The 19,600-nt window shown below is 53.4% G+C and carries 21 protein-coding genes and 1 pseudogene; 9 read left to right on the top strand and 13 right to left on the bottom strand.

Annotation, left to right across the window (positions count from 1 at the left end; translation table 11 throughout):
- Window positions 1-7: 7 nt before the first annotated feature.
- Window positions 8-1,207, bottom strand: coding sequence for a tyrosine--tRNA ligase (gene tyrS / locus PLU01S_RS19645; RefSeq protein WP_074826802.1), 1,200 nt, complete (start codon window positions 1,205-1,207; stop codon window positions 8-10).
- Between the two features lie 171 nt (window positions 1,208-1,378).
- Here tyrS and PLU01S_RS19650 point away from each other — a divergent pair, with 171 nt between their 5' ends.
- Both PLU01S_RS19650 and PLU01S_RS19655 read left to right on the top strand, forming a co-directional pair.
- Window positions 1,379-2,809, top strand: a complete 1,431-nt coding sequence (locus PLU01S_RS19650) for a peptidoglycan DD-metalloendopeptidase family protein (protein ID WP_010795953.1) — start codon at window positions 1,379-1,381, stop codon at window positions 2,807-2,809.
- A 5-nt stretch (window positions 2,810-2,814) separates the two neighbouring features.
- A complete protein-coding gene (locus PLU01S_RS19655; protein WP_074827248.1) occupies window positions 2,815-3,909 on the top strand; it encodes an anhydro-N-acetylmuramic acid kinase in 1,095 nt (364 codons plus the stop codon).
- A 43-nt stretch (window positions 3,910-3,952) separates the two neighbouring features.
- Here the strand turns inward: PLU01S_RS19655 and erpA are convergent, their stop codons facing one another.
- Window positions 3,953-4,303 carry an iron-sulfur cluster insertion protein ErpA gene (gene erpA, locus PLU01S_RS19660; protein WP_074826804.1) on the bottom strand — a complete coding sequence of 117 codons (351 nt, stop codon included), beginning with the start codon at window positions 4,301-4,303 and terminating at the stop codon, window positions 3,953-3,955.
- Window positions 4,304-4,481: 178 nt separating this feature from the next.
- Between erpA and hemJ the strand changes: the two genes are divergently transcribed.
- The 5 genes from hemJ to coq7 all read left to right on the top strand — a co-directional run bounded on the left by hemJ (window position 4,482) and on the right by coq7 (window position 7,857).
- Entirely contained in the window at window positions 4,482-4,907 is a 426-nt protein-coding gene (hemJ, locus tag PLU01S_RS19665; RefSeq protein ID WP_010795956.1) for a protoporphyrinogen oxidase HemJ, read from the top strand.
- Between the two features lie 69 nt (window positions 4,908-4,976).
- Window positions 4,977-5,915 (top strand): DUF805 domain-containing protein, encoded by a 939-nt coding sequence (locus PLU01S_RS19670; protein WP_074826807.1) that lies wholly within the window; start codon window positions 4,977-4,979, stop codon window positions 5,913-5,915.
- 57 nt (window positions 5,916-5,972) lie between these two features.
- Complete coding sequence (locus tag PLU01S_RS19675; RefSeq protein WP_074826810.1) at window positions 5,973-6,761, top strand: SDR family NAD(P)-dependent oxidoreductase; 789 nt, start codon at window positions 5,973-5,975, stop codon at window positions 6,759-6,761.
- Between the two features lie 65 nt (window positions 6,762-6,826).
- Entirely contained in the window at window positions 6,827-7,168 is a 342-nt protein-coding gene (locus tag PLU01S_RS19680) for a histidine triad nucleotide-binding protein (RefSeq protein WP_010795959.1), read from the top strand.
- A gap of 41 nt (window positions 7,169-7,209) precedes the next feature.
- Window positions 7,210-7,857, top strand: coding sequence for a 2-polyprenyl-3-methyl-6-methoxy-1,4-benzoquinone monooxygenase (gene coq7 / locus PLU01S_RS19685; RefSeq protein WP_074826812.1), 648 nt, complete (start codon window positions 7,210-7,212; stop codon window positions 7,855-7,857).
- 48 nt (window positions 7,858-7,905) lie between these two features.
- Here the strand turns inward: coq7 and speD are convergent, their stop codons facing one another.
- Window positions 7,906-8,700 carry an adenosylmethionine decarboxylase gene (speD, locus tag PLU01S_RS19690; protein ID WP_010795961.1) on the bottom strand — a complete coding sequence of 265 codons (795 nt, stop codon included), beginning with the start codon at window positions 8,698-8,700 and terminating at the stop codon, window positions 7,906-7,908.
- A 218-nt stretch (window positions 8,701-8,918) separates the two neighbouring features.
- Entirely contained in the window at window positions 8,919-9,341 is a 423-nt protein-coding gene (locus tag PLU01S_RS19695; protein ID WP_026004192.1) for an OsmC family protein, read from the bottom strand.
- A gap of 208 nt (window positions 9,342-9,549) precedes the next feature.
- On the opposite strand from PLU01S_RS19695, the gene crp reads away from it, so the two are divergent.
- Complete coding sequence (gene crp / locus PLU01S_RS19700) at window positions 9,550-10,194, top strand: cAMP-activated global transcriptional regulator CRP (protein WP_010795963.1); 645 nt, start codon at window positions 9,550-9,552, stop codon at window positions 10,192-10,194.
- A gap of 50 nt (window positions 10,195-10,244) precedes the next feature.
- Here crp and trpC read toward each other — a convergent pair whose 3' ends face one another.
- From trpC to rpe, 6 genes and pseudogenes are all read right to left on the bottom strand, one after another.
- Complete coding sequence (trpC, locus tag PLU01S_RS19705) at window positions 10,245-11,081, bottom strand: indole-3-glycerol phosphate synthase TrpC (RefSeq protein ID WP_074826816.1); 837 nt, start codon at window positions 11,079-11,081, stop codon at window positions 10,245-10,247.
- Window positions 11,078-12,127, bottom strand: a complete 1,050-nt coding sequence (gene trpD, locus PLU01S_RS19710) for an anthranilate phosphoribosyltransferase (protein ID WP_074826819.1) — start codon at window positions 12,125-12,127, stop codon at window positions 11,078-11,080. Before trpD ends, trpC begins: the two co-directional genes overlap by 4 nt.
- A gap of 2 nt (window positions 12,128-12,129) precedes the next feature.
- Complete coding sequence (locus PLU01S_RS25460) at window positions 12,130-12,723, bottom strand: anthranilate synthase component II (protein ID WP_010795966.1); 594 nt, start codon at window positions 12,721-12,723, stop codon at window positions 12,130-12,132.
- Between the two features lie 12 nt (window positions 12,724-12,735).
- Window positions 12,736-14,226, bottom strand: coding sequence for an anthranilate synthase component I (gene trpE, locus PLU01S_RS19715; protein ID WP_139208825.1), 1,491 nt, complete (start codon window positions 14,224-14,226; stop codon window positions 12,736-12,738).
- A gap of 64 nt (window positions 14,227-14,290) precedes the next feature.
- Window positions 14,291-15,148, bottom strand: a pseudogene (locus tag PLU01S_RS19720) (phosphoglycolate phosphatase).
- Window positions 15,145-15,822 (bottom strand): ribulose-phosphate 3-epimerase, encoded by a 678-nt coding sequence (gene rpe, locus PLU01S_RS19725; protein WP_074826825.1) that lies wholly within the window; start codon window positions 15,820-15,822, stop codon window positions 15,145-15,147. Before rpe ends, PLU01S_RS19720 begins: the two are co-directional and overlap by 4 nt.
- A gap of 261 nt (window positions 15,823-16,083) precedes the next feature.
- Between rpe and PLU01S_RS19730 the strand changes: the two genes are divergently transcribed.
- Window positions 16,084-17,115 (top strand): alpha/beta hydrolase family protein, encoded by a 1,032-nt coding sequence (locus PLU01S_RS19730; RefSeq protein ID WP_074826829.1) that lies wholly within the window; start codon window positions 16,084-16,086, stop codon window positions 17,113-17,115.
- Here the strand turns inward: PLU01S_RS19730 and PLU01S_RS19735 are convergent.
- From PLU01S_RS19735 to PLU01S_RS19745, 3 genes are read right to left on the bottom strand one after another with little or no spacing between them, the layout of a single operon-like run.
- Complete coding sequence (locus PLU01S_RS19735) at window positions 17,112-17,861, bottom strand: DnaJ domain-containing protein (RefSeq protein ID WP_074826831.1); 750 nt, start codon at window positions 17,859-17,861, stop codon at window positions 17,112-17,114. The two genes, PLU01S_RS19730 and PLU01S_RS19735, sit on opposite strands and share 4 nt — an antisense overlap.
- A complete protein-coding gene (gene murU, locus PLU01S_RS19740; RefSeq protein WP_074826832.1) occupies window positions 17,861-18,532 on the bottom strand; it encodes an N-acetylmuramate alpha-1-phosphate uridylyltransferase MurU in 672 nt (223 codons plus the stop codon). Before murU ends, PLU01S_RS19735 begins: the two co-directional genes overlap by 1 nt.
- A complete protein-coding gene (locus PLU01S_RS19745; RefSeq protein ID WP_074826835.1) occupies window positions 18,529-19,545 on the bottom strand; it encodes an aminoglycoside phosphotransferase family protein in 1,017 nt (338 codons plus the stop codon). The genes murU and PLU01S_RS19745 overlap by 4 nt, the downstream gene beginning before the upstream one ends.
- Between the last annotated feature and the right edge of the window lie 55 nt (window positions 19,546-19,600).

Genomic DNA, 19,600 nt, shown 5'->3' on the forward strand with positions numbered 1-19,600 from the left:
TTTTGAACTACTCAGCTTTAATAACAATGCGGGCAAATGCCTTCTTGCCTGCCTGACAAACATGAGTAGTACCCAACTTGAAGACAAAGCTTCGATCTACTACTTCACCATCAACCTTTACGCTACCTGCGTTCAGCAAATCACGTGCAGCAGCCGAGTTCTTTACCAGACCTGCGCGATTGAGCACTGCGGCTACGGGCATATCCTCCGCAGTCGTTAACGTTACCTCTGGAATTTCCTCTGGTAGCTCGCCGTCCTTCATGCGATTGCCAGCAGAACGGTGAGCGGTAGCAGCTGCCTCCTCACCATGGAACCGGGCAACGATCTCCTCGGCCAACTTGATCTTGATATCGCGCGGATTGGCACCCGCCTCTACATCATGGCGAAACGCTTCAATCTCACTCATCGCCCTAAAGCTTAAAAGCTCAAAATATCGCCACATCAGCGAGTCAGGCATTGAAACGATCTTATTGTACATAACGCCAGGCGCTTCCTGGATGCCTATATAGTTGCCAAGCGACTTGGACATCTTCTTGACGCCATCCAGCCCCTCAAGCAAAGGCATGGTGAGAATGGACTGCGCCTCTTGGCCATAGGCACGCTGCAACTCGCGGCCCATTAACAAATTGAATTTCTGATCAGTTCCACCAAGCTCGACATCTGCTTTCAATGCAACCGAGTCATACCCCTGAACCAGGGGGTACAAGAACTCATGAATAGCAATGGGTTGATTAGTCGCGTACCGCTTACTGAAATCGTCACGTTCAAGCATACGTGCGACCGTGTACTGAGACGCCAGGCGGATAAAGTCAGCCGGTGTAAGCTTGTCCATCCAAGCAGAATTAAACGCCACTTCAGTCTTCGCCGGATCCAATATCTTGAATACCTGAGCTTTATAGGTTTCGGCGTTTTCAAGAACCTGGTCACGCGTCAACGGCGGACGAGTCGTGCTTTTACCACTGGGATCGCCAATCATGCCTGTGAAGTCACCAATCAGGAAAATGACCTGATGACCCAGCTCCTGGAATTGACGTAGCTTATTGATCAGAACGGTATGGCCTAGATGAAGGTCTGGAGCTGTAGGATCAAAGCCTGCTTTGATACGCAACGGAGTCCCTTTCTCAAGCTTTGTAATGAGCTCAGATTCAACCAAAAGCTCGTCAGCTCCACGCTTGATCAGCGCTAACTGTTCTTCTACCGATTTCATTAGCCAATCCCGCTTAAATTAATGGCGCAACCATACAAGATCACCTGATAAAAACAAGATTTCCAGAAACCTCTACCTATCAGGCACATATTGAAAATTATTAAGGGTTGTTCGGAACTTTATTTGATTATATTTTAGGCAGTTATTCATGCTCAAAAGCACCGCTACGTCATGACACAACCAACTCCAAAAAGCCCGTTGTATCCTAAAAGCCATATCCTGGCTGCTAGTGGGGTCGCTGCGCTTCTGAGTTTGGCTCTGCTGGTGTTTCCTTCTCGCGATGTCGAGGCAAAGAAAACGCTCGTTAATATGGATATTCAGAATAGTGCTGAGCGCATTATTCAAGAAAAGGATGACCTTCGACAGCTAAGCACTCTCTCAGAGCCTGAAGCGTCCACAACTGAAAGTCCGTTCGCCAGTATTCCTGAGTCAACCGAAACGGCTCAAGAACCCAACCCAGCTGAACCCTCTTCTACCGAAAGCCTTGCCTCAGTTGACCCTCAGTGGAAAGTCGAAACTGTTAAAAATGGCGACACGCTTTCCACATTATTCTCGGCAGCCGGTTTGTCAGCAAACGTGCTGCAAGACGTTTTAAATAGCGACAAAGAAGCCAAAGCCCTTAGCCGAATTCACATAGGCCAAAAGCTCGAATTCAAGGTATCTCAGACCGGTGACCTGCTCGGCTTCCGAAGCAAGCCAAACGCCTTGGAAACCATCACGATCTCCAAAGCTGAAAGTGGTTATGACTTTAAGCGTGAAATAGCACAGCCTGATGTTGAAAAGGCTTATGCACGCGGCGTTATTGATAGCTCTCTATTTACAGCTGGCCGACGCGCCGGCCTGTCCCACGACATGATCATGTCACTGGCCAACGTATTCGCCTATGATATTGACTTCGCACTGGATATACGAGAAGGCGACGAATTCGAGGTCATCTACGAAAAGAAGGTGGTCGATGGAAAGCGTGTCGGCAACGGCAACATTTTAGCGGCGCGCTTCACCAACCGCGGTAAAACCTTTACCGCAGTCCGCTATACCAGCAAGCAAGGCACTACGAATTACTACACGGCTGACGGTAGCAGCATGCGTAGGGCATTTATTCGTACTCCAGTAGAGTTTACCCGTATCAGCTCTCGTTTTTCCCTGGGTCGTTACCATCCTGTCCTGAGCAAGATTCGTGCGCATAAGGGTGTGGACTACGCAGCACCAACCGGTACGCCTATCCATGCGACAGGGGATGGCAAAGTGGTAGAAGCTGGGCGCAAGGGTGGTTACGGAAACGCTGTAGTAATCCAGCACGGACAGCGCTACAGCACTGTTTATGGACATATGAGCAAATTCGGTCAAGGCATTCGACCAGGCGTACAGGTTAAGCAAGGACAGGTTATTGGATATGTAGGCATGACAGGACTCGCAACGGGACCTCATTTGCACTATGAATTCCGCATCAATGGTACGCATGTCGATCCGCTCGGCGTAAAGCTACCTATGGCTGATCCTATCGCAAAAAATGAGGTGAAACGTTTCTTGAGCCAAAGCCAGCCTTTAATGGCCCGCATGGACCAGGAAAAGTCCACCCTTCTTGCCATGAACAAGCGTTGACAGGTATGACGCTTTATATAGGGCTAATGTCTGGTACCAGCTTGGACGGACTGGACATTGCCCTTATTGATCAAACGGCTACTAGATGCACGCTTATCGGCTCTCATTATGTGCCGATGCCATCGAGCCTCAAACATAAGCTTCTTGAACTGTGCAGTGCTGGCGACAACGAACTGGAACGTGCCGCACTGGCTGAGCAGGATTGGGTCCATTTGGCTGCTCAAGGTATTGAGCAACTCCTCAGCGAAGCGCAGCTATCGACCTCGCATATCAGAGCGATTGGTAGTCACGGGCAGACAGTCAGGCATAGTCCCTCTGATGGCTACACGATTCAGATCGGCAACCCGGCACTTCTTGCAGAGCTGACAGGGATTGATGTTGTTGCAGATTTTCGTCGACGGGATGTAGCTGCTGGTGGACAAGGTGCTCCCCTCGTCCCTGCTTTTCACGCGGCCATCTTTGGAGATCCGGCGAAAGAGCGAGCTATTCTTAACATCGGCGGATTTACCAATATTACATTGCTATCACCCGGCCACCCTATAGAAGGCTTTGATTGCGGCCCAGGTAATGTATTGATGGATGCATGGATAAACGAGCACAAAGGCGAGCCTTATGACCAGTTTGGTTCCTGGGCTGCCAGTGGCTCCATTTCATCCATGCTTCTTAATGCCTTTTTGTCTGATCCTTTCTTTGCCAAACAGGGGCCTAAAAGTACTGGGCGCGAGCTATTCAATTTAAGCTGGTTAAAACAAAAGCTCTCAGTGCTTCCTGCGATACCGGTAGCCGATGTTCAGGCAACCCTGGCCGAGCTTACCGCCATTTCTGTCTGTGATTCGCTGCGACTGGTTCAACCCACATGTGCCGAGCTATTTATCTGCGGCGGCGGTGCTCACAATGAGTTTCTGCTTAAGCGACTCTCTGCTCATTTACCAGAAACGCTCGTTACAACCACAGACGAACTTGGCGTTTCGCCAGACTGGGTAGAAGCAATGGCATTTGCCTGGCTGGCACATTGTTTTGTTGAGCGCATACCGGGTAACTGCCCGGACGTAACAGCGGCTAAGGGGCCTAGAATCTTAGGCGCGCTGTATCCTGCCTAAGCGAAAGCGCCGCGTTTAAACGCGGCGCCTCAGTAAAGCCTTCTTAGATTGAGAAAGACTGACCGCAGCCACATGTAGTTGTCGCATTAGGGTTCTTAATGACGAAACGCGAACCCTCCAGCCCCTCCTGATAATCGACTTCAGCGCCAGCCAGATACTGGAAGCTCATAGGATCGACAACCAGACTTACGCCGTCACGCTCTACAATGGTGTCGTCTTCAGCCGTATCTTCATCAAATGTAAAGCCGTACTGAAAGCCAGAACACCCTCCCCCTGTCACAAACACGCGCAGCTTAAGACGAGGATTGCCCTCCTCATCGATTAAGTTCTTTACCTTATTGGCTGCACCGGGGGAGAACAATAAGGGAGTCGGAATGAAGGTTTCGATGGTCATGCTTGAATCTCCCGGCTTTCGCCGATACCAACTGCAATATGCAACATTATCCGCTTAACCCAGAAAAATGGTCAACTATTCTGCGACCGACCGATAATTAAAACTTAAATCGCTTATAAGGTGACGCCTGCAACACGGGCATCTACTATCTCTGGTTTTATATTGCCGGAGATACCTGATGCTCTATCTATGGATCAAAGCGTTACACATCATAGCTTTAGTCTGCTGGTTTGCCGGTCTGTTCTATTTGCCCCGACTGTTTGTCTACCACGCGCAAAGTGAAGACACCGTTAGCCGTGAGCGCTTCATTCTGATGGAGCGAAAGCTGTATCGAGGAATCATGCTGCCTTCAATGTTGGCTACGCTTGTTTTCGGCATTGTATTACTGGTCCTGAATCCAGGCTGGCTGAGTCAGGGCTGGATGCATACCAAGCTTGCACTTGTCTTTTTGCTGGTCGGCTATCACCACATGTGCGGTGCCATGCTGAAACGCTTTGCGCGAGGTGAAAACAAACACAGTCATGTATTCTACCGCTGGTTTAATGAAGCTCCTGTCCTGATCCTGATTGCGATCGTGATCCTGGTTGTCATCAAACCCTACTAAATTTCCAGACGCAGCATATCCTGACAATATGCTGCGTGCCTCTTCTATTGTGCGACAAGGAAGCTCGCCATGTCCGATACGCGTTACAAGATTACTTTTGATGGGCAATTGATCCCCGGTGTCAGTCGAGATGATGTACTGGAGAATCTTGCGAAACTTTTCAAAAGTGATACGCAGAAAATAGCCCAGCTGTTTCGCGGTCCCGTTACATTAAAAAGAAACCTTTCGGAACCTGAAGCTGATCGTTATCTGGCAGCCTTGAGACAAGCTGGCGCTCAAGCCAGGAAAGAACAGGACTTGGCCTCCATGCTTACGCTGGTTGAGGACAAAGAAACACCAGCAAAAGAAAGCACACGGTTAATGACTTGTCCAAAATGTGGACATGAGCAGACCAAGCGCGACGAATGCGAGCAGTGCGGCATTATTGTTGAAAAGTACCTGGCACGTCAGGCTGAGCTAGCGTCAGAGCCGCCCGCACCGTCAACTGCGCCAGTCATGGCCGCGTCTCCTTATGCTCCGCCTCAAGCAGACCTTTATACCCATGGCGAACATGAATACGGTACCTTGAAGGTCTTCAGCCTCAAAGGTCGAATAGGACGCCTGCGCTTTGTAGCTTGGTCGCTTGTAGCATCTGCCGCTTTTTTTGCCGCCTTTTTTGCACTACTGACAACGGTAGGGATCGCAAGTCTCATGACGTCGCATCCCTCAATCCTTACAGGGCTTGGGCTTAGTGCGCTGCTTGGTCTTGCAATGCTATTTATTAACCTGAGCATAGGTGTTCAACGCTTGCATGATTTAGGCTGGTCAGGCTGGCTCTGGCTTTTGAGCATCGTTCCGCTCATAGGAGGCCTGTTTACTTTCGTGCTGATGGTCTTACCAGGATCACGTACAGCCAATCGCTATGGTGCACCGCCTCCACCTAACGGCATAGCGGTCAAGCTTTTAGCGGGTATCTGGCTATTTATTGTGATCGCTGTGATTCTGGCCTCCCTTGTGCGCCCTAGCTAAGGGCACCCTGCCACGCCGGAGCGGTCCAACTCCATGCCGTACTTCTGAGGGAGCATCATGCCTCGCTATGCATTAATTACTGGCGCCTCTAGTGGAATAGGCCTTGCGCTTGCTGAAGCACTGGCGCGCCGCGGTCATCCCTTGATCTTACTTGCCCGAAAGCGGGAGGCACTTGAAAGCATTGCCAGTGAACTGGCCCAGCGATTTGGCGTGGAAGTACTTTATCGCGTTTGCGATCTGTCGGAGCCGCTGCATGTGACAGGGCTTCTGCACGAGCTTGAGCAGAGCGAGAAGGTTATCGACCTGCTTGTGAACTGTGCAGGCATGGGGACTGGCGGCCCCTTTCTTTCCTCCGACTGGTCACGCGAGCAGCACCTTATTGAGTTAAATGTGCTGGCCCTGACTCGCCTCTGCCATGCCCTAGGTGCGCACATGGCTCAACAGGGCGGCGGACAGATTCTCAACGTGGCTTCGACAGCCGCCTTCCAGCCCATTCCGCTTATGAGCAGCTATGCCGCCAGCAAGGCGTATGTCCTGCATTTTTCCGAAGGGCTGCGTGAAGAACTAAAAAGCCGAGGCATTTCCGTCTCGGTGTTATGCCCTGGCCCAACGCGTACAAGCTTTTTCCGCAAAGCTGGCATGCAGACTGCCTCAATGGAGAAAGGCAAAACCATGATGGGCGCCGAGGAGGTTGCATTGATCGCCATGCATGGCCTCGCCAAGCGCAAGGCCATCATTCATTGCGGATGGCGAAACCGCCTGACGGCAATGGTACCTCGTTTTTTGCCACGCTCACTTGTAAGAAAAGTTACCGCCAGAATAGGCCGCATGCTGACATCACCTTGACTTGCGTCTGTGCGCAAAAGATAACCCTCGCTACACTTTGATCTTCAAATACACAGGAGACATCCATGGACTGCCTGTTCTGTAAAATCGTGGCGGGAGAGATTCCAGCCCGCAAGCTTTATGAGGACGATCATGTCATTGCCTTCCATGACATATCGCCTCAGGCCCCCGTTCATTTTCTTGTCATTCCCAAGAAGCATATCGCCACGCTTCATGACCTGAGCGAAACCGATGACAAGACGCTAGCAGGTCATATCCTGTTTACGGCACAGCGCCTGGCCCAGGAACAAGGTTGCGATGAAGGCTTCCGGGTGGTCATGAACTGTAATCCCATGGGTGGACAAACGGTTTACCACATCCATATGCATGTACTTGGCCAACGGCAAATGACGTGGCCGCCGGGTTAAGCGTTCCTTTACCCTCCTCTGATTTGAACCTGGAGACTGGAATGGCTAACGATCGTCACTATTCCCCTGCAGATCACCTGTTCATGCAGGTTGATGCTGCATTAAAAACACTGCTGCCCTTCAATGGACACCCTAATAGGACCTCTCCTGCGCTGAGTCACTCGGAAGCCGAGCTGGATGAGTCCAGCACGCGGCACGTGGCTGGACTGATGCGCATCAACCACACCGGAGAAGTGTGCGCACAAGCGCTCTATCAGGGACAGGCCTTGACAGCCAAGCTGCCTGAAGTTCGAAGCGCCATGGAAGAAGCCGCTGACGAGGAAATTGATCACCTCGCCTGGTGCGAACAGCGAATTAAAGAGTTGGGAAGCCATACCAGCGTACTTAATCCATTGTTCTATGGCCTATCATTTAGCATCGGCGCGACTGCTGGCCTGATAAGCGATCGTCTCAGCCTTGGCTTTGTCGCCGCGACAGAAGAGCAAGTCTGTAAACATCTTGATGAGCACCTGATGCAACTTCCTTCGGAAGACAAGCGCTCCCGAGCGATTCTTGAGCAGATGCGCATTGACGAGGAGCAACATGCGGATCATGCCCTGGATGCAGGCGGGCTACGCTTCGCTACGCCTATCAAACTTGGCATGACGCTTCTTTCAAAGGTCATGACCAAAAGCACATACCGCATTTAAGACAACAAAAAGGGCGCTCAAAGCGCCCTTTTAATTTCAACCTGCTGCTTAACGAGGCAGGTTACGACCAGAAAATATCTCACGCATCTCATGCTTGAGGCGTTGCGTTACCTGCTCACGCTGCTCACGTGAAAGATTCTGAGTAGCATCACCAAACAGGTAATTTTCTAGCTCGAACTCTTTCAATAGCATCTTGGTGTGGAACAGATTGTCCTGATAGACGTTTACATCCGTCATCTGATAGGCCGAACGCGTGTCTTCAGACAGGTAGTTCTGGATGGAATTGATCTCATGATCGATAAAGTGCTTGCGTCCTTCCACATCGCGGGTAAAACCACGAACGCGATAATCGACAGTCACAATATCCGAATCAAACTGATGAATCAGATAATTCAATGCCTTTAGCGGTGAGATGACGCCACAGGTAGACACATCGATATCGACACGGAATGTGGCGATGCCGTCAACTGGATGAATTTCCGGGTAGGTATGAACCGTAATATGGCTTTTATCCAGATGCCCTAGAATTGTTTCGCGTAGCGGACCGGGTGATTCCTCGATCTGGCTTTCGGTAGGCTCAACAGGCTGCTCCGAAATGAGAATGGTCACGCTGGCGCCCTGAGGGTCATAATCCTGGCGAGCGATATTCAGAATATTGGCACCGATGATATCCACGACGTCTGTCAGGATCTGAGTCAGACGCTCGGCGTCATACTCTTCATCAATGTACTGTACATAGGCTTGCTGATCTTCTGACGTCTCTGCATAGCAGATGTCATAGATATTGAAGCTCAAGGTCTTCGTCAGGTTGTTGAAACCATGGAGCCTGAGTTTACTTTTCACCGTAGGGAACTCCCATAGGTACGGTCTCTGACCGTGGTCGTGAATGCCCGTCATCTGCATAAGGCGCAGGTGCGTAGGGCCGTTTCATACCTCTTCGCATTGGCGATTGTGGCTGTGCTTGTCGGGCCTTGCCCTGAAAAGGGGCGCATTATGCAGAGCCTGAGGGCTATCCGCCAGAGGTTGCGCCCGAAAGACGATGAATTGATGACAGTCAGGGCTTAATTAAGCTCTATGATCTCGTATCCGTGCGAAATCTCGACGCCCGCACGCTCCAGCATGATGGAAGCTGAACAATACTTTTCTGCAGATAGCTCAATGGCGCGCTTGACCTGCGCTTCCTTCAGGTCACGGCCCTTGACCACAAAGCGGATGTGTATCTTGGTAAATACCTTGGGTTCGGATTCAGCCCGCTCAGCCTCAAGAAAGGCCTCACAGCTCTCTACAGCCTGGCGAGATTTCTTTAAGATACTCATCACATCAAAGCTGGTGCAGCCACCCAAGCCGATTAGCAGAGCCTCCATTGGGCGGACGCCCAGGTTACGACCGCCATGATCAGGAGGGCCATCCATGACAACCACATGGCCACTGCCCGACTCGCCCAGAAACATGGCCTCACCGGCCCATTGAATTCGTGCTTTCACCATGAGACTCCACAGCCAGTAAAAAAATAGAGTACCACAGCCCCATAAATGTGATGGAATGCCATCAAACTGCCATTAAACTGTTAGTCACGTCGCACACTTCACAAGTCGTGATCTGCAGAGTAAAAATTCACTTTAATTTAGTGGCAAACTTGCCGATATGTTCAAATCCCTGTAGACAAGGCTTGTCTCAACTTCAGGAACCAGCATGGCCGCTATTATTCCTCCTGCAAAACTTCAACATCTCGATAAACTGCTCGCGCATTGCTCGCGTCGCCGCTATACCGCCAAGACGACGATCATTTATGCGGGTGATAACAGTGAAAGCCTGTTCTTCATCCTCAAAGGGTCGGTAACGATTCTGATTGAGGACGACGAAGGTCGCGAAATGATCATCGCCTATTTGAATGCGGGCGACTTTTTCGGCGAGATGGGGCTATTTGCCAAGGAAGGAAGCGAACCCGAACGCAGCGCCTGGGTTCGTGCACGCACGGAGTGCGAGGTTGCCGAGATCAGCTACAGCCAGTTCAGAGAACTGAGCCAGCAAGATCCCGACATGCTCTTCTCGCTGGGCCGCCAGATGGCCGAGCGTCTGCGCCAGACTACGCGTAAGGTAGGTGATCTTGCCTTCCTGGACGTGACTGGTCGTGTCGCTCGTACGCTGCTTGACTTGTGCAAACAGCCCGACGCCATGACGCATCCGGACGGTATGCAGATCAAAATCACGCGCCAAGAAATTGGTCGCATCGTTGGATGCTCACGTGAAATGGTCGGTCGCGTACTCAAGTCTCTGGAAGAACAGGGCCTTGTCCATGTGAAAGGCAAGACGATGGTTGTGTTTGGTACTCGCTAAACACACCATGCTCTGACAAAAAAGCCGGCTCGCGCCGGCTTTTTTATTAATCACTCTACGTCGGGGGAGGAGATCCCCGCGCGTCTTTCAGGAAAGAACAGCCGGTGCAGCTCGTGTCCGGGATCCTCTGCACGCATGAATGCTTCACCTACTAAAAAGGCATGCACATCGCTGACTTGCATCAGCTCAACGTCAGCCCTGTTCAGAATGCCACTCTCGGTTACCACCAGACGTTCTCGTGGAATAGACGGCAAAAGGTCCAGTGTTGTTTCCAAGCTCACTTCAAATGTATGCAGGTTACGGTTATTGATACCGATCAGCGGCGTATCGAGCGTTTTCAGCGCTCGCTCCAACTCATTTGCATCGTGAACTTCAACAAGCACATCGAGGCCAACCGACTTTGCCGTAGCGGCTAGCTCTGCCATCAAGGTATCGTCCAGGGCGGACACGATGAGAAGAATGCAATCAGCACCAATCACACGGGCTTCAACGACCTGATATGGATCGATCATGAAGTCTTTACGAATGATAGGTAACGAGCAGGCTGCCCGGGCTTCCTTCAAATAGGCATCGCTGCCCTGAAAGAAATCGATATCCGTCAGGACCGAAAGACAGGTCGCGCCACCTGCTTCATAGCTTCGTGCAATATCTGCCGGTACGAACTCCTCACGTAGGACACCCTTACTGGGCGAGGCCTTCTTGACCTCAGCAATGACCGCTGGTTCTCTGCGTGCCACGCGATCCATCAGGGCCTGGGCAAATCCCCTTGGTGATTCAGAGGCCTGCGCCAAGGCCTCCAGATCGGCCAGTGGAAGCGCTGACTTACGCTGTGCTACTTCTTCAGCTTTGCGGGCCAGGATTTTTTGCAGAACGGTAGGTACGCTCACGCTTGATTCTCCACTTTGTATACCGCTGTAAAGCTGGCCAACTCATCCATTTTTTCCCGGGCAAGGCCGCTGTACAACGCGTCATGCGCCAGATTGACACCTTTTTGCAAACTTGAAGCTAGATCAGCTGCATACAATGCGGCTCCCGCATTAAGCACAATCATGTCAGCGGCCTTTTGCCCAGCCTCGGTTTTCCGACGCCCCAGGGCATCCCGGATCAGACTTAATGAAGCCTCCGGGCTGTCGACTGTAAGCCCGATCAAGCTCTGACTCTTGATACCAACATCCTCCGGAAGGACTTCATACTCTTGAATTTGTCCATCCTTGAGTTCAGCAACACGTGTAGGCGCCGCCAGGCTGAACTCGTCAAGCCCATCCCTGGAGTGAACAACCAGCACATGCTTGCTGCCTAGCCGCTGCAGCACTTCGGCAAGGGGACGGCACAGTGCAGGCGTGAATACCCCTACTACTTGATGCAAGACACCGGCTGGACTGGTCAACGGACCTAGCATGTTGAATAACGTACGCAGCCCCAGAGACTTTCGAGGGCCTGCAGCATGGCGCATCGCACTGTGGTGCGATTGGGCAAACATAAAGCCTACCCCTATCTCGTTAACGCAACGGGCTATTTGTTCGGGCGTCAGGTTGAGATAAATCCCCGCCGCTTCAAGCAGGTCGGCACTGCCGCTTTTACCTGAAACAGCACGGTTGCCGTGCTTGGCTACTTTTCCCCCAGCAGCCGCGACAACAAAAACAGAAGCCGATGATACGTTGAAGATATTGGCACCATCTCCTCCTGTTCCCACGATATCCACAACGTGCTCAAGGCTGGGCAATTCAACCTTGGTAGCCAGCTCGCGCATCACGCTTACGGCACCACAAATTTCATCGATGGTTTCGCTCTTGATACGCATGCCCATGAGAAAAGCGCCGATCTGGGCATCATCACATTGCCCGGTCATGATCTGGCGCATGACGTCCTGCATTTCGCTTGTGGTCAGGTCGAGTTGACTGACGATTTTGCCGAGCGCTTCCTTGATATCCATGACTAGCGTGCGCCTCCGGTCTGCTTGAGGAAATTGGCCAGCAGGTCATGACCGTATTCGGTAAGAATCGACTCGGGGTGAAACTGGACACCTTCCAGCATGTACTCGCGGTGACGGAGCCCCATGATTTCATCCATGGTTCCATCTTCGTGTTGAGTCCAGGCAGTAATTTCCAGACAGTCCGGCAGCGTTTCTCGTTTCACCACAAGCGAATGGTAGCGCGTGACCGTAAAGGGGTTGGGCAATCCGGCAAATACACCCTCACCCTTGTGATAAACCAGGCTCGTTTTACCATGCATCGGCTCACGCGCTCTGACCACCTCACCTCCAAATGCCTGCCCCAGGCTCTGATGACCAAGGCACACACCCAAAGTAGGCACTTTGCCTGCGAAATGTTTCAGCAGTTCGAGCGAGACGCCTGCCTCATTCGGTGTGCAGGGGCCTGGGGAAACGACAATGCGCTCCGGCGCCAGCGCATCGATTTCGTTTACGGTCGTTTCATCGTTGCGTACGACTTTTACGTCTGCCCCTAACTCGCCCAGGTATTGCACGAGGTTATAGGTGAAGGAGTCGTAGTTATCCAGCATCAGTAACATGGTAGCGCTCCTTCAGGTACGCGAAGTCGTAGAAGTTTGTTCAGCCAGTGCAACCGCGCGGAACATCGCACGACGTTTATTGATCGTTTCTTCCCATTCCGCAGCAGGTTGAGAGTCTGCAACGATGCCCCCACCGGCCTGAACATGAAGCTCACCGTTTTTGATGACGGCAGTGCGAATCGCGATAGCAGTATCCATATTGCCATTCCAGGCCAGATATCCTACGGCACCGCCGTAGACACCTCGCTTGACAGGCTCCAGCTCGTCGATGATTTCCATGGCGCGGATCTTCGGCGCGCCGGACAGCGTACCTGCCGGCAGGATGGCACGCAGGGCATCCATGGCATTGAGACCGTCCGTGAGCTGGCCGGTCACGTTGGACACGATGTGCATGACATTGGAATAACGCTCGATCACCATTTTTTCGGTCAGCTTGACCGAGCCGGTCGACGATACGCGGCCAACATCATTACGACCCAGATCGATCAGCATCAGATGTTCGGCAATTTCCTTTTCATCACTGAGCAGGTCTTTTTCGAGCTCAAGATCCTGCTCTTCAGACGCTCCTCGTGGACGCGTTCCGGCGATAGGTCTAACCGTTACCAGCCCTTCCTCTACTCGAACAAGGACTTCCGGCGAACTGCCTACAACATGGAAATCACCAAAGTTGAAGAAGTACATGTAGGGCGTTGGGTTGAAGCAGCGTAGCGCGCGATAGAGGTCGATGGGGGCGGCCTTGAAATCGATGGACATCCGCTGGGAAGGCACGACCTGCATGCAGTCTCCAGCCAGGATATAGTCCTTGATCTTGACAACCGCCTGCTCGTAATCCGCCTGAGTAAAGCTGGCTCGAAACTTGGGCTCCTGCGCCTGAGGTGCACTGAAATCGAGTCCACGGCGCGGCGTAATAGGCTGACGCAGGCGCTCCAGTAATTCATCCAGGCGCGCTTTGCCTTGGTCGTAGGCATTTTCATCGGCCGGGTCGACCAGCACAATGGCATGCATCTTGGTAGATAGATTATCGAACACCACGACAGCATCAGATACCATCAGCAGGATATCGGGATTGCCCAGCGGGTCAGGATTGGTGCAGGCACCCAGGCGCTTTTCGACATAGCGGACACAGTCATAACCGAAATAGCCGACCAGGCCCCCATTGAAGCGCGGAAGGTTAGGCAGTGTGGGCACGCGGTAGCGCTGCTGGAATGCTTCGACAAACGCTAGCGGGTCCTCGACCTCAACGGTTTCGACGACCTCATCGCCCTCATGAATCGTGGCCTGGTGGCCATAGACTCGCAGTACGGTGCGACTGGGCAGCCCGATAATGGAGTAGCGACCCCATTTTTCACCACCTTGAACAGACTCAAGCAGGTACGTATTGGTGGTATCGGCCAACTTGAGATAAAGCGACAGCGGCGTGTCGAAATCGGCCAGGGTTTCGAATGTCAGGGGAATACGGTTATAGCCGGCAGCGGCCAAACGCAGGAATTCTTCGCGGGTCATGATCAGCCTCGTGGAGGGTAAAGGTCAGGTGCAAAACGCGCCGGGCATGCCGGCCAGGAATGAGTCAGGCGCGCCAGCGCCAACGCGCCAGGGCCTTGATGACCTTCATCCACAGTTTGCAGGTGACCACCACGATTCGATCTCTTCACCGGGTAGATAGGAATACGGCCACACTAGCTCAGGCAACTCGCTGAATCAACCTCTTTGCCATAGCGAGTGTGGCATTTTATCGCTAAGCCAGTAACTGCCTAAGGTCGTCCAGTAGCCAGTCAGGTGACTCATCAGCTATGGGCTGACCATGATTGTAGCCATAGGTCATCGCGACGCAGCGCACTCCGGCGGCCCGTGCAGCATGGATATCGTTACGTGAATCGCCAATGAACAAGGCGTCGTCAGGCTTGGCACCCGCCTTGCCCAAGACATAGAGGAGCCCGGCAGGATCAGGCTTTTGTTGAGGTAACGTATCCCCTCCTACGATCCAGGAGAAAAAACCGCCCAGCTGCATGTCATCCAGAAGTGGGGCAACAAAGCGCTCCGGCTTGTTGGTAATGACGGCCATCGCAATCCCTTTGGCCTTGAGCATCGCCAGCGCTTCCTGAACACCGGGGTACACGACCGTGAGCTCGTGGCTGCCCCCATATAGAGACATGAAAAGGCTCAAAGCCTCATCTGCCTCAGCCTCCGTGATGTGGCTGTGCTCCATCTGATCCGCCAAGGCACGACGAACCAGCACACGGGCTCCATTACCAATCCACAGCCTGACCTTATCCAGCCCTGCAGGGGGTCGACCTAGCGTTTCAAGCATGGCATCAACCGCTGCGGCCAGATCTGGGGCTGAATCGAGAAGCGTGCCGTCCAGATCAAACATGATCAGCCGTGGCTGCTTTCCATCAAACAAGGTTTCCAGCACGCCTTGACTCATACCGCACGTGCCTTGGCCAGCTCATTACGCATGGTCTTGATGACCTCTGCATAATCCGGCGCATTAAAAATGGCGGAGCCCGCAACAAACGTATCGGCACCGGCACGTGCGATTTCACCGATGTTGGAAACGTTGACGCCGCCATCGATTTCCAGACGAATCGGCAGGCCGGAGGCATCGATCAGCTCACGTGCCTCGCGCAGTTTGTCGAATGTTTTCGGAATGAACTTCTGGCCACCAAAGCCCGGATTCACACTCATCAACAACACCATGTCGATCTTGTCCATGACGTATTTCAGGCAGTCCAGGGACGTCGCCGGGTTAAAGACCAGCCCTGCTTTACAACCACCTGCCTTAATGAGCTGCAGTGAGCGGTCGATATGCTCTGAAGCCTCCGGGTGAAAGGTGATGAACGAGGCGCCCGCCTCAATGAAATCACCGATAATACGATCCACTGGCTTGACCATCAGATGCACATCGATAGGCGCCGTCACGCCATACTTGCGTAGCGCCGAACAGACCATGGGGCCAATCGTAAGATTGGGCACATAGTGGTTATCCATAACATCGAAATGGACAATATCGGCACCCGCTGCGAGCACCTTGTCTACATCTTCACCCAGACGGGCAAAGTCAGCGGAGAGGATCGACGGAGCGATAGCATAAGGTTGCATGGAAAAGCCTCAAGGCAAGTCAGCGGAAAGCGGCATTGTACCCAATGCGGCGGCTAGGCATTCATGCATTAGAGAGCTGACAACCGGCATTTCTCCCCCCTGCTGTCTTGCACAGCACATCTTGCAGGGCACACTTGCCGCTTGTGGCGGTCAGTGCAAGTAGATGCCTCTTATTTGCGTGCCGCGGTAGACATCGCCCATGACAGCATGACCAAAGGTGATTAGTCTTCCGCCCATTCTGGACAGGACGAAGTGCACTTCATGTTTAGCCGACCCGGTGTATTCAACAAGACCCTGCTGCTGATTGCTCTTGGCATAGCCAACAATGCCTCTGCCGAAGAAGCTACTACCCCGCCAGTCCCTGCTGCCGAACGAGCAGCTCCGATTGGACGTAGTCAGGATGCTGCGCAGGCGCTGGAGCGCACGCTCCCCAAAAGCGAGCAGCAGACCCTGACGGCGGGCAACGAGCAATTCCTGGCGTTATGGAAACCTGCCAATACTGCCCAGCCTCAGGGAACGATCGTCCTGATACCGGGCGATGGCGAGTCCGCTGACTGGCCCAACACCATCAGCCCACTCAGGCAAAAATTGCCCGACGAAGGTTGGCAGACACTTAGTCTGACTCTGCCCGACCCGCAAAACCAGGCTCCACTGCCGCGTAACGCCAACGGGGCGACTTCCGCTCTTGCCGATGCTGATGCATCCACTGCAAAGGGCGCGTCCCCCACACCCGTAGAAGGTGTGACCGGCACAGCACCAACACCTGAAACCCAGGCTGAAATAGGCAGTGGCGAACCCGCACAGGCAGGCAAGGCACCCTCGGATGCCAAAGCATTGCAGGATGCCTATGCGGAGGGCGTCATGGCTAGACTGGCGGCCGGAATCGACTTTGCGCTACAGCGAGGCTCCAAGCAGGTGATTCTGCTCGGTCACGGTACCGGAGCCTATTGGGCAGCTCGCTACCTCGCTGAACGAGAGCCCAGCGAGCTTCATCACTTGATTATCATTGATGGCAAGGCACCGGTTAATTCGGGCTCAAATCTGGATGCAATCGTGCCCAAGCTCAAGGTAGCAACAGGCGACTTCTATCATAACCAGTCTTCGATCGCTCAAGCCTCGGCCCAGCAGCGCCGCCAGGCTGCCAAGCGGGAACAGGCCAGCGATTACACCCAGGTTGCCCTAAAGACGATTCCCGGCGACCCCTCCAATGAGCAGGAACAGTTGTATCGTCGTGTGCGAGGCTGGCTTAGCACACACATAGCGGCAGGCGGTGGAGAGCAGCCTGCGCACTAACGAAAGCCATGCCGTTCTTTGATAAGCCGATAGGCTGCGTGCAAGGCAGCGGTTTTTTCCGCTGCCTCCTGAACCACATATTTATTGGCGCCGGCACCTTGAACCTTGTCGGGATGATGCCTGCTGAGCAATCGCCGATAGGCTTGCTTGATACTTTTGCTATCGCTGCTCTCGCTTACCCCTAGCAGCGCCAAAGCCTCTTTATAGCCATTGTTTGCCCGCGGCTTCTTCGCTGACCGCATGGGCTGCAGTTCATCTACTCGCGTTTGTGAGAGCCCGGCCCACAATCCCCATTGCCGGATCAGGTCCCGCTCACCAGGCCGGACGCTGCCGTTCACCCATACCATTCGCCAACAGGCACGAATGATAATTTCAGCCTGACTTTCCGCTGCAGCCAGCCGGGTACGAGCCGAGCGAACTGCCGTTTTACCCTGATTGAACGCAGCGATTGCACGGCGGCGGCCCTCAACGTCCAAACCCAATCGCTTAATTTCACCTTCAGCCTGGCGAATATGTGCCGTCGACACTTGCCCCCCTGCCTTGGCCAGATGGCCGAGCAGTTCAAACAAGAGCTGATGCTCAAAACCAACCTGCCCCAGCCGCAGGCGCAGCGCAGACCAGGAGGTGAGTCCCAGCTTACGCTCGGCCGCATGCCCTAACATTGCACCCAGCAATGCTCCAGAAAGATCAGCTGCCGCCCAGCCGGTAAGCGCCCCGGACAGCGTTAAAGGCCATGGCCAGAACACTAGGCGCTCGCCTCGATCAGTTGCTCGACTTCTGCCAGCCGCTCATGGGTTCCTACATCGACCCAACGACCGGTATGCAGCATCCCGCTGACGCGCCCTTCTGCAATGGCTGCGCGCAGTACAGGCGCCAACTTGAAGGCGCCTGCCTCGCAGGTGCGAAATAGATCAGGATGCAGTATTGCAATACCGCTGTAGGTAAACCTGTCGCAAGCCTCGCCAGCTTCAACCACGCGTCCATTACTCAAAAAGAAATCCCCTTCAGGGTGGTGAAGAGGGTTATCGACCAAAATCAGATGCGCTAAATCACCGGCGGTCAGCTGTAACGGCCGATAGTCGTAATCCGTCCAGATATCGCCATTAGCCACCAGGAAAGGCTCTTTACCTAACAGAGGAAGCGCCTTGAAGATGCCGCCGCCGGTTTCCAGCGGCTCACCTTCAGGCGAGTACACGATACTGACGCCTAACCGCGAGCCATCTTGCAGGTAGTCTTCTATCTGCCGCCCCAGCCACGCATGGTTGATGACGAAATCGTTGAAGCCAGCCGTTTTCAAAGCCCGAATCTGATATTCGATCAACGGCACTCCGCATGCTTTAACCAAAGGCTTCGGGGTATGCAAGGTAAGCGGGCGAAGCCGCTCCCCACGCCCTGCTGCAAGAATCATGGCTTTCATACGTTAGAGGCCTCCCGAAGCTCGGCGAGCAAGGCCTTCAAAGGCGCGAGTTCAGGGCGCCGCGCGATAACCGCCTCGATATAGGCGAAGAAACGCGGCACGTCAGCCAAATACTTGGGCTTGCCGTCTCGATGGCAAATGCGCGCAAAGATCCCGATGACCTTGAGGTGTCGTTGTACGCCCATCAGGTCGCTGGCTCGGTAAAAATCTTCAAAATCATCGCCAACCGGCAAGCCTTGCTGCCGGGCACGGGTCCAGTAAGTTTCGATCCACCCTCTGACACGCTCCTCCGGCCAACTCAGGAAGGCATCCTTGAAAAGGCAGGTCACGTCATAGGTAATGGGGCCGTATACCGCATCCTGAAAATCCAGGACACCTGGATTTGGCATACTGACCATCAAGTTGCGCGGCATGTAATCGCGATGCACCAAGACGCGCGGCTGCGCCAGTGCGCTGTCAATCAGCAGCTCACAGACCGACTCCCACGCGTCCTGTTGCGCCGCATCGAAGCGATGATCAAGAACGTAGCGGACATACCAGTCAGGAAATAGTTGTAGCTCACGCGCCAACAGGGCGCGGTTGTACTCTGGCAGATGACCTTCCGTCGGAAGAACCTGATAGGTCAATAACGCATTCAAAGCGTCATTAAAAAGCGCGTCGGCATTATCGGATGTCAGGACGTCAAGGTATGTTTGCCGCCCCAGATCATCCAGCAGTAAAAAGCCCTGTTCTATATCCTGAGCCAGGATTTCCGGCACATGCACACCGGCCTCGGCCAGTAGCGCGGCCACATGCACAAACGGCCGGCAGTCTTCCTGTGGAGGTGGTGCATCCATAACGATCAGGGTACGGCCGTCACATTCCCAGCGAAAATAACGACGAAAACTTGCATCGCTACTGGCGGGGGTCAGCTCGCCTTCTCCAGGCGCTCCCCAGCCTTTTTTATTGAACAATTCAGGCAGACACGCGTCCAGCCACTGACAGAGTTGGGTAAAGCGAACATCTTCAGACATTTATAACGGTTTCCCTCGGCCCTAGCCGTTGCGCAGGTCATGCTTTATTATCCGA

Origin of the sequence: Pseudomonas luteola NBRC 103146 (assembly GCF_002091675.1) — a bacterium.
Lineage (GTDB): Bacteria > Pseudomonadota > Gammaproteobacteria > Pseudomonadales > Pseudomonadaceae > Chryseomonas > Chryseomonas luteola.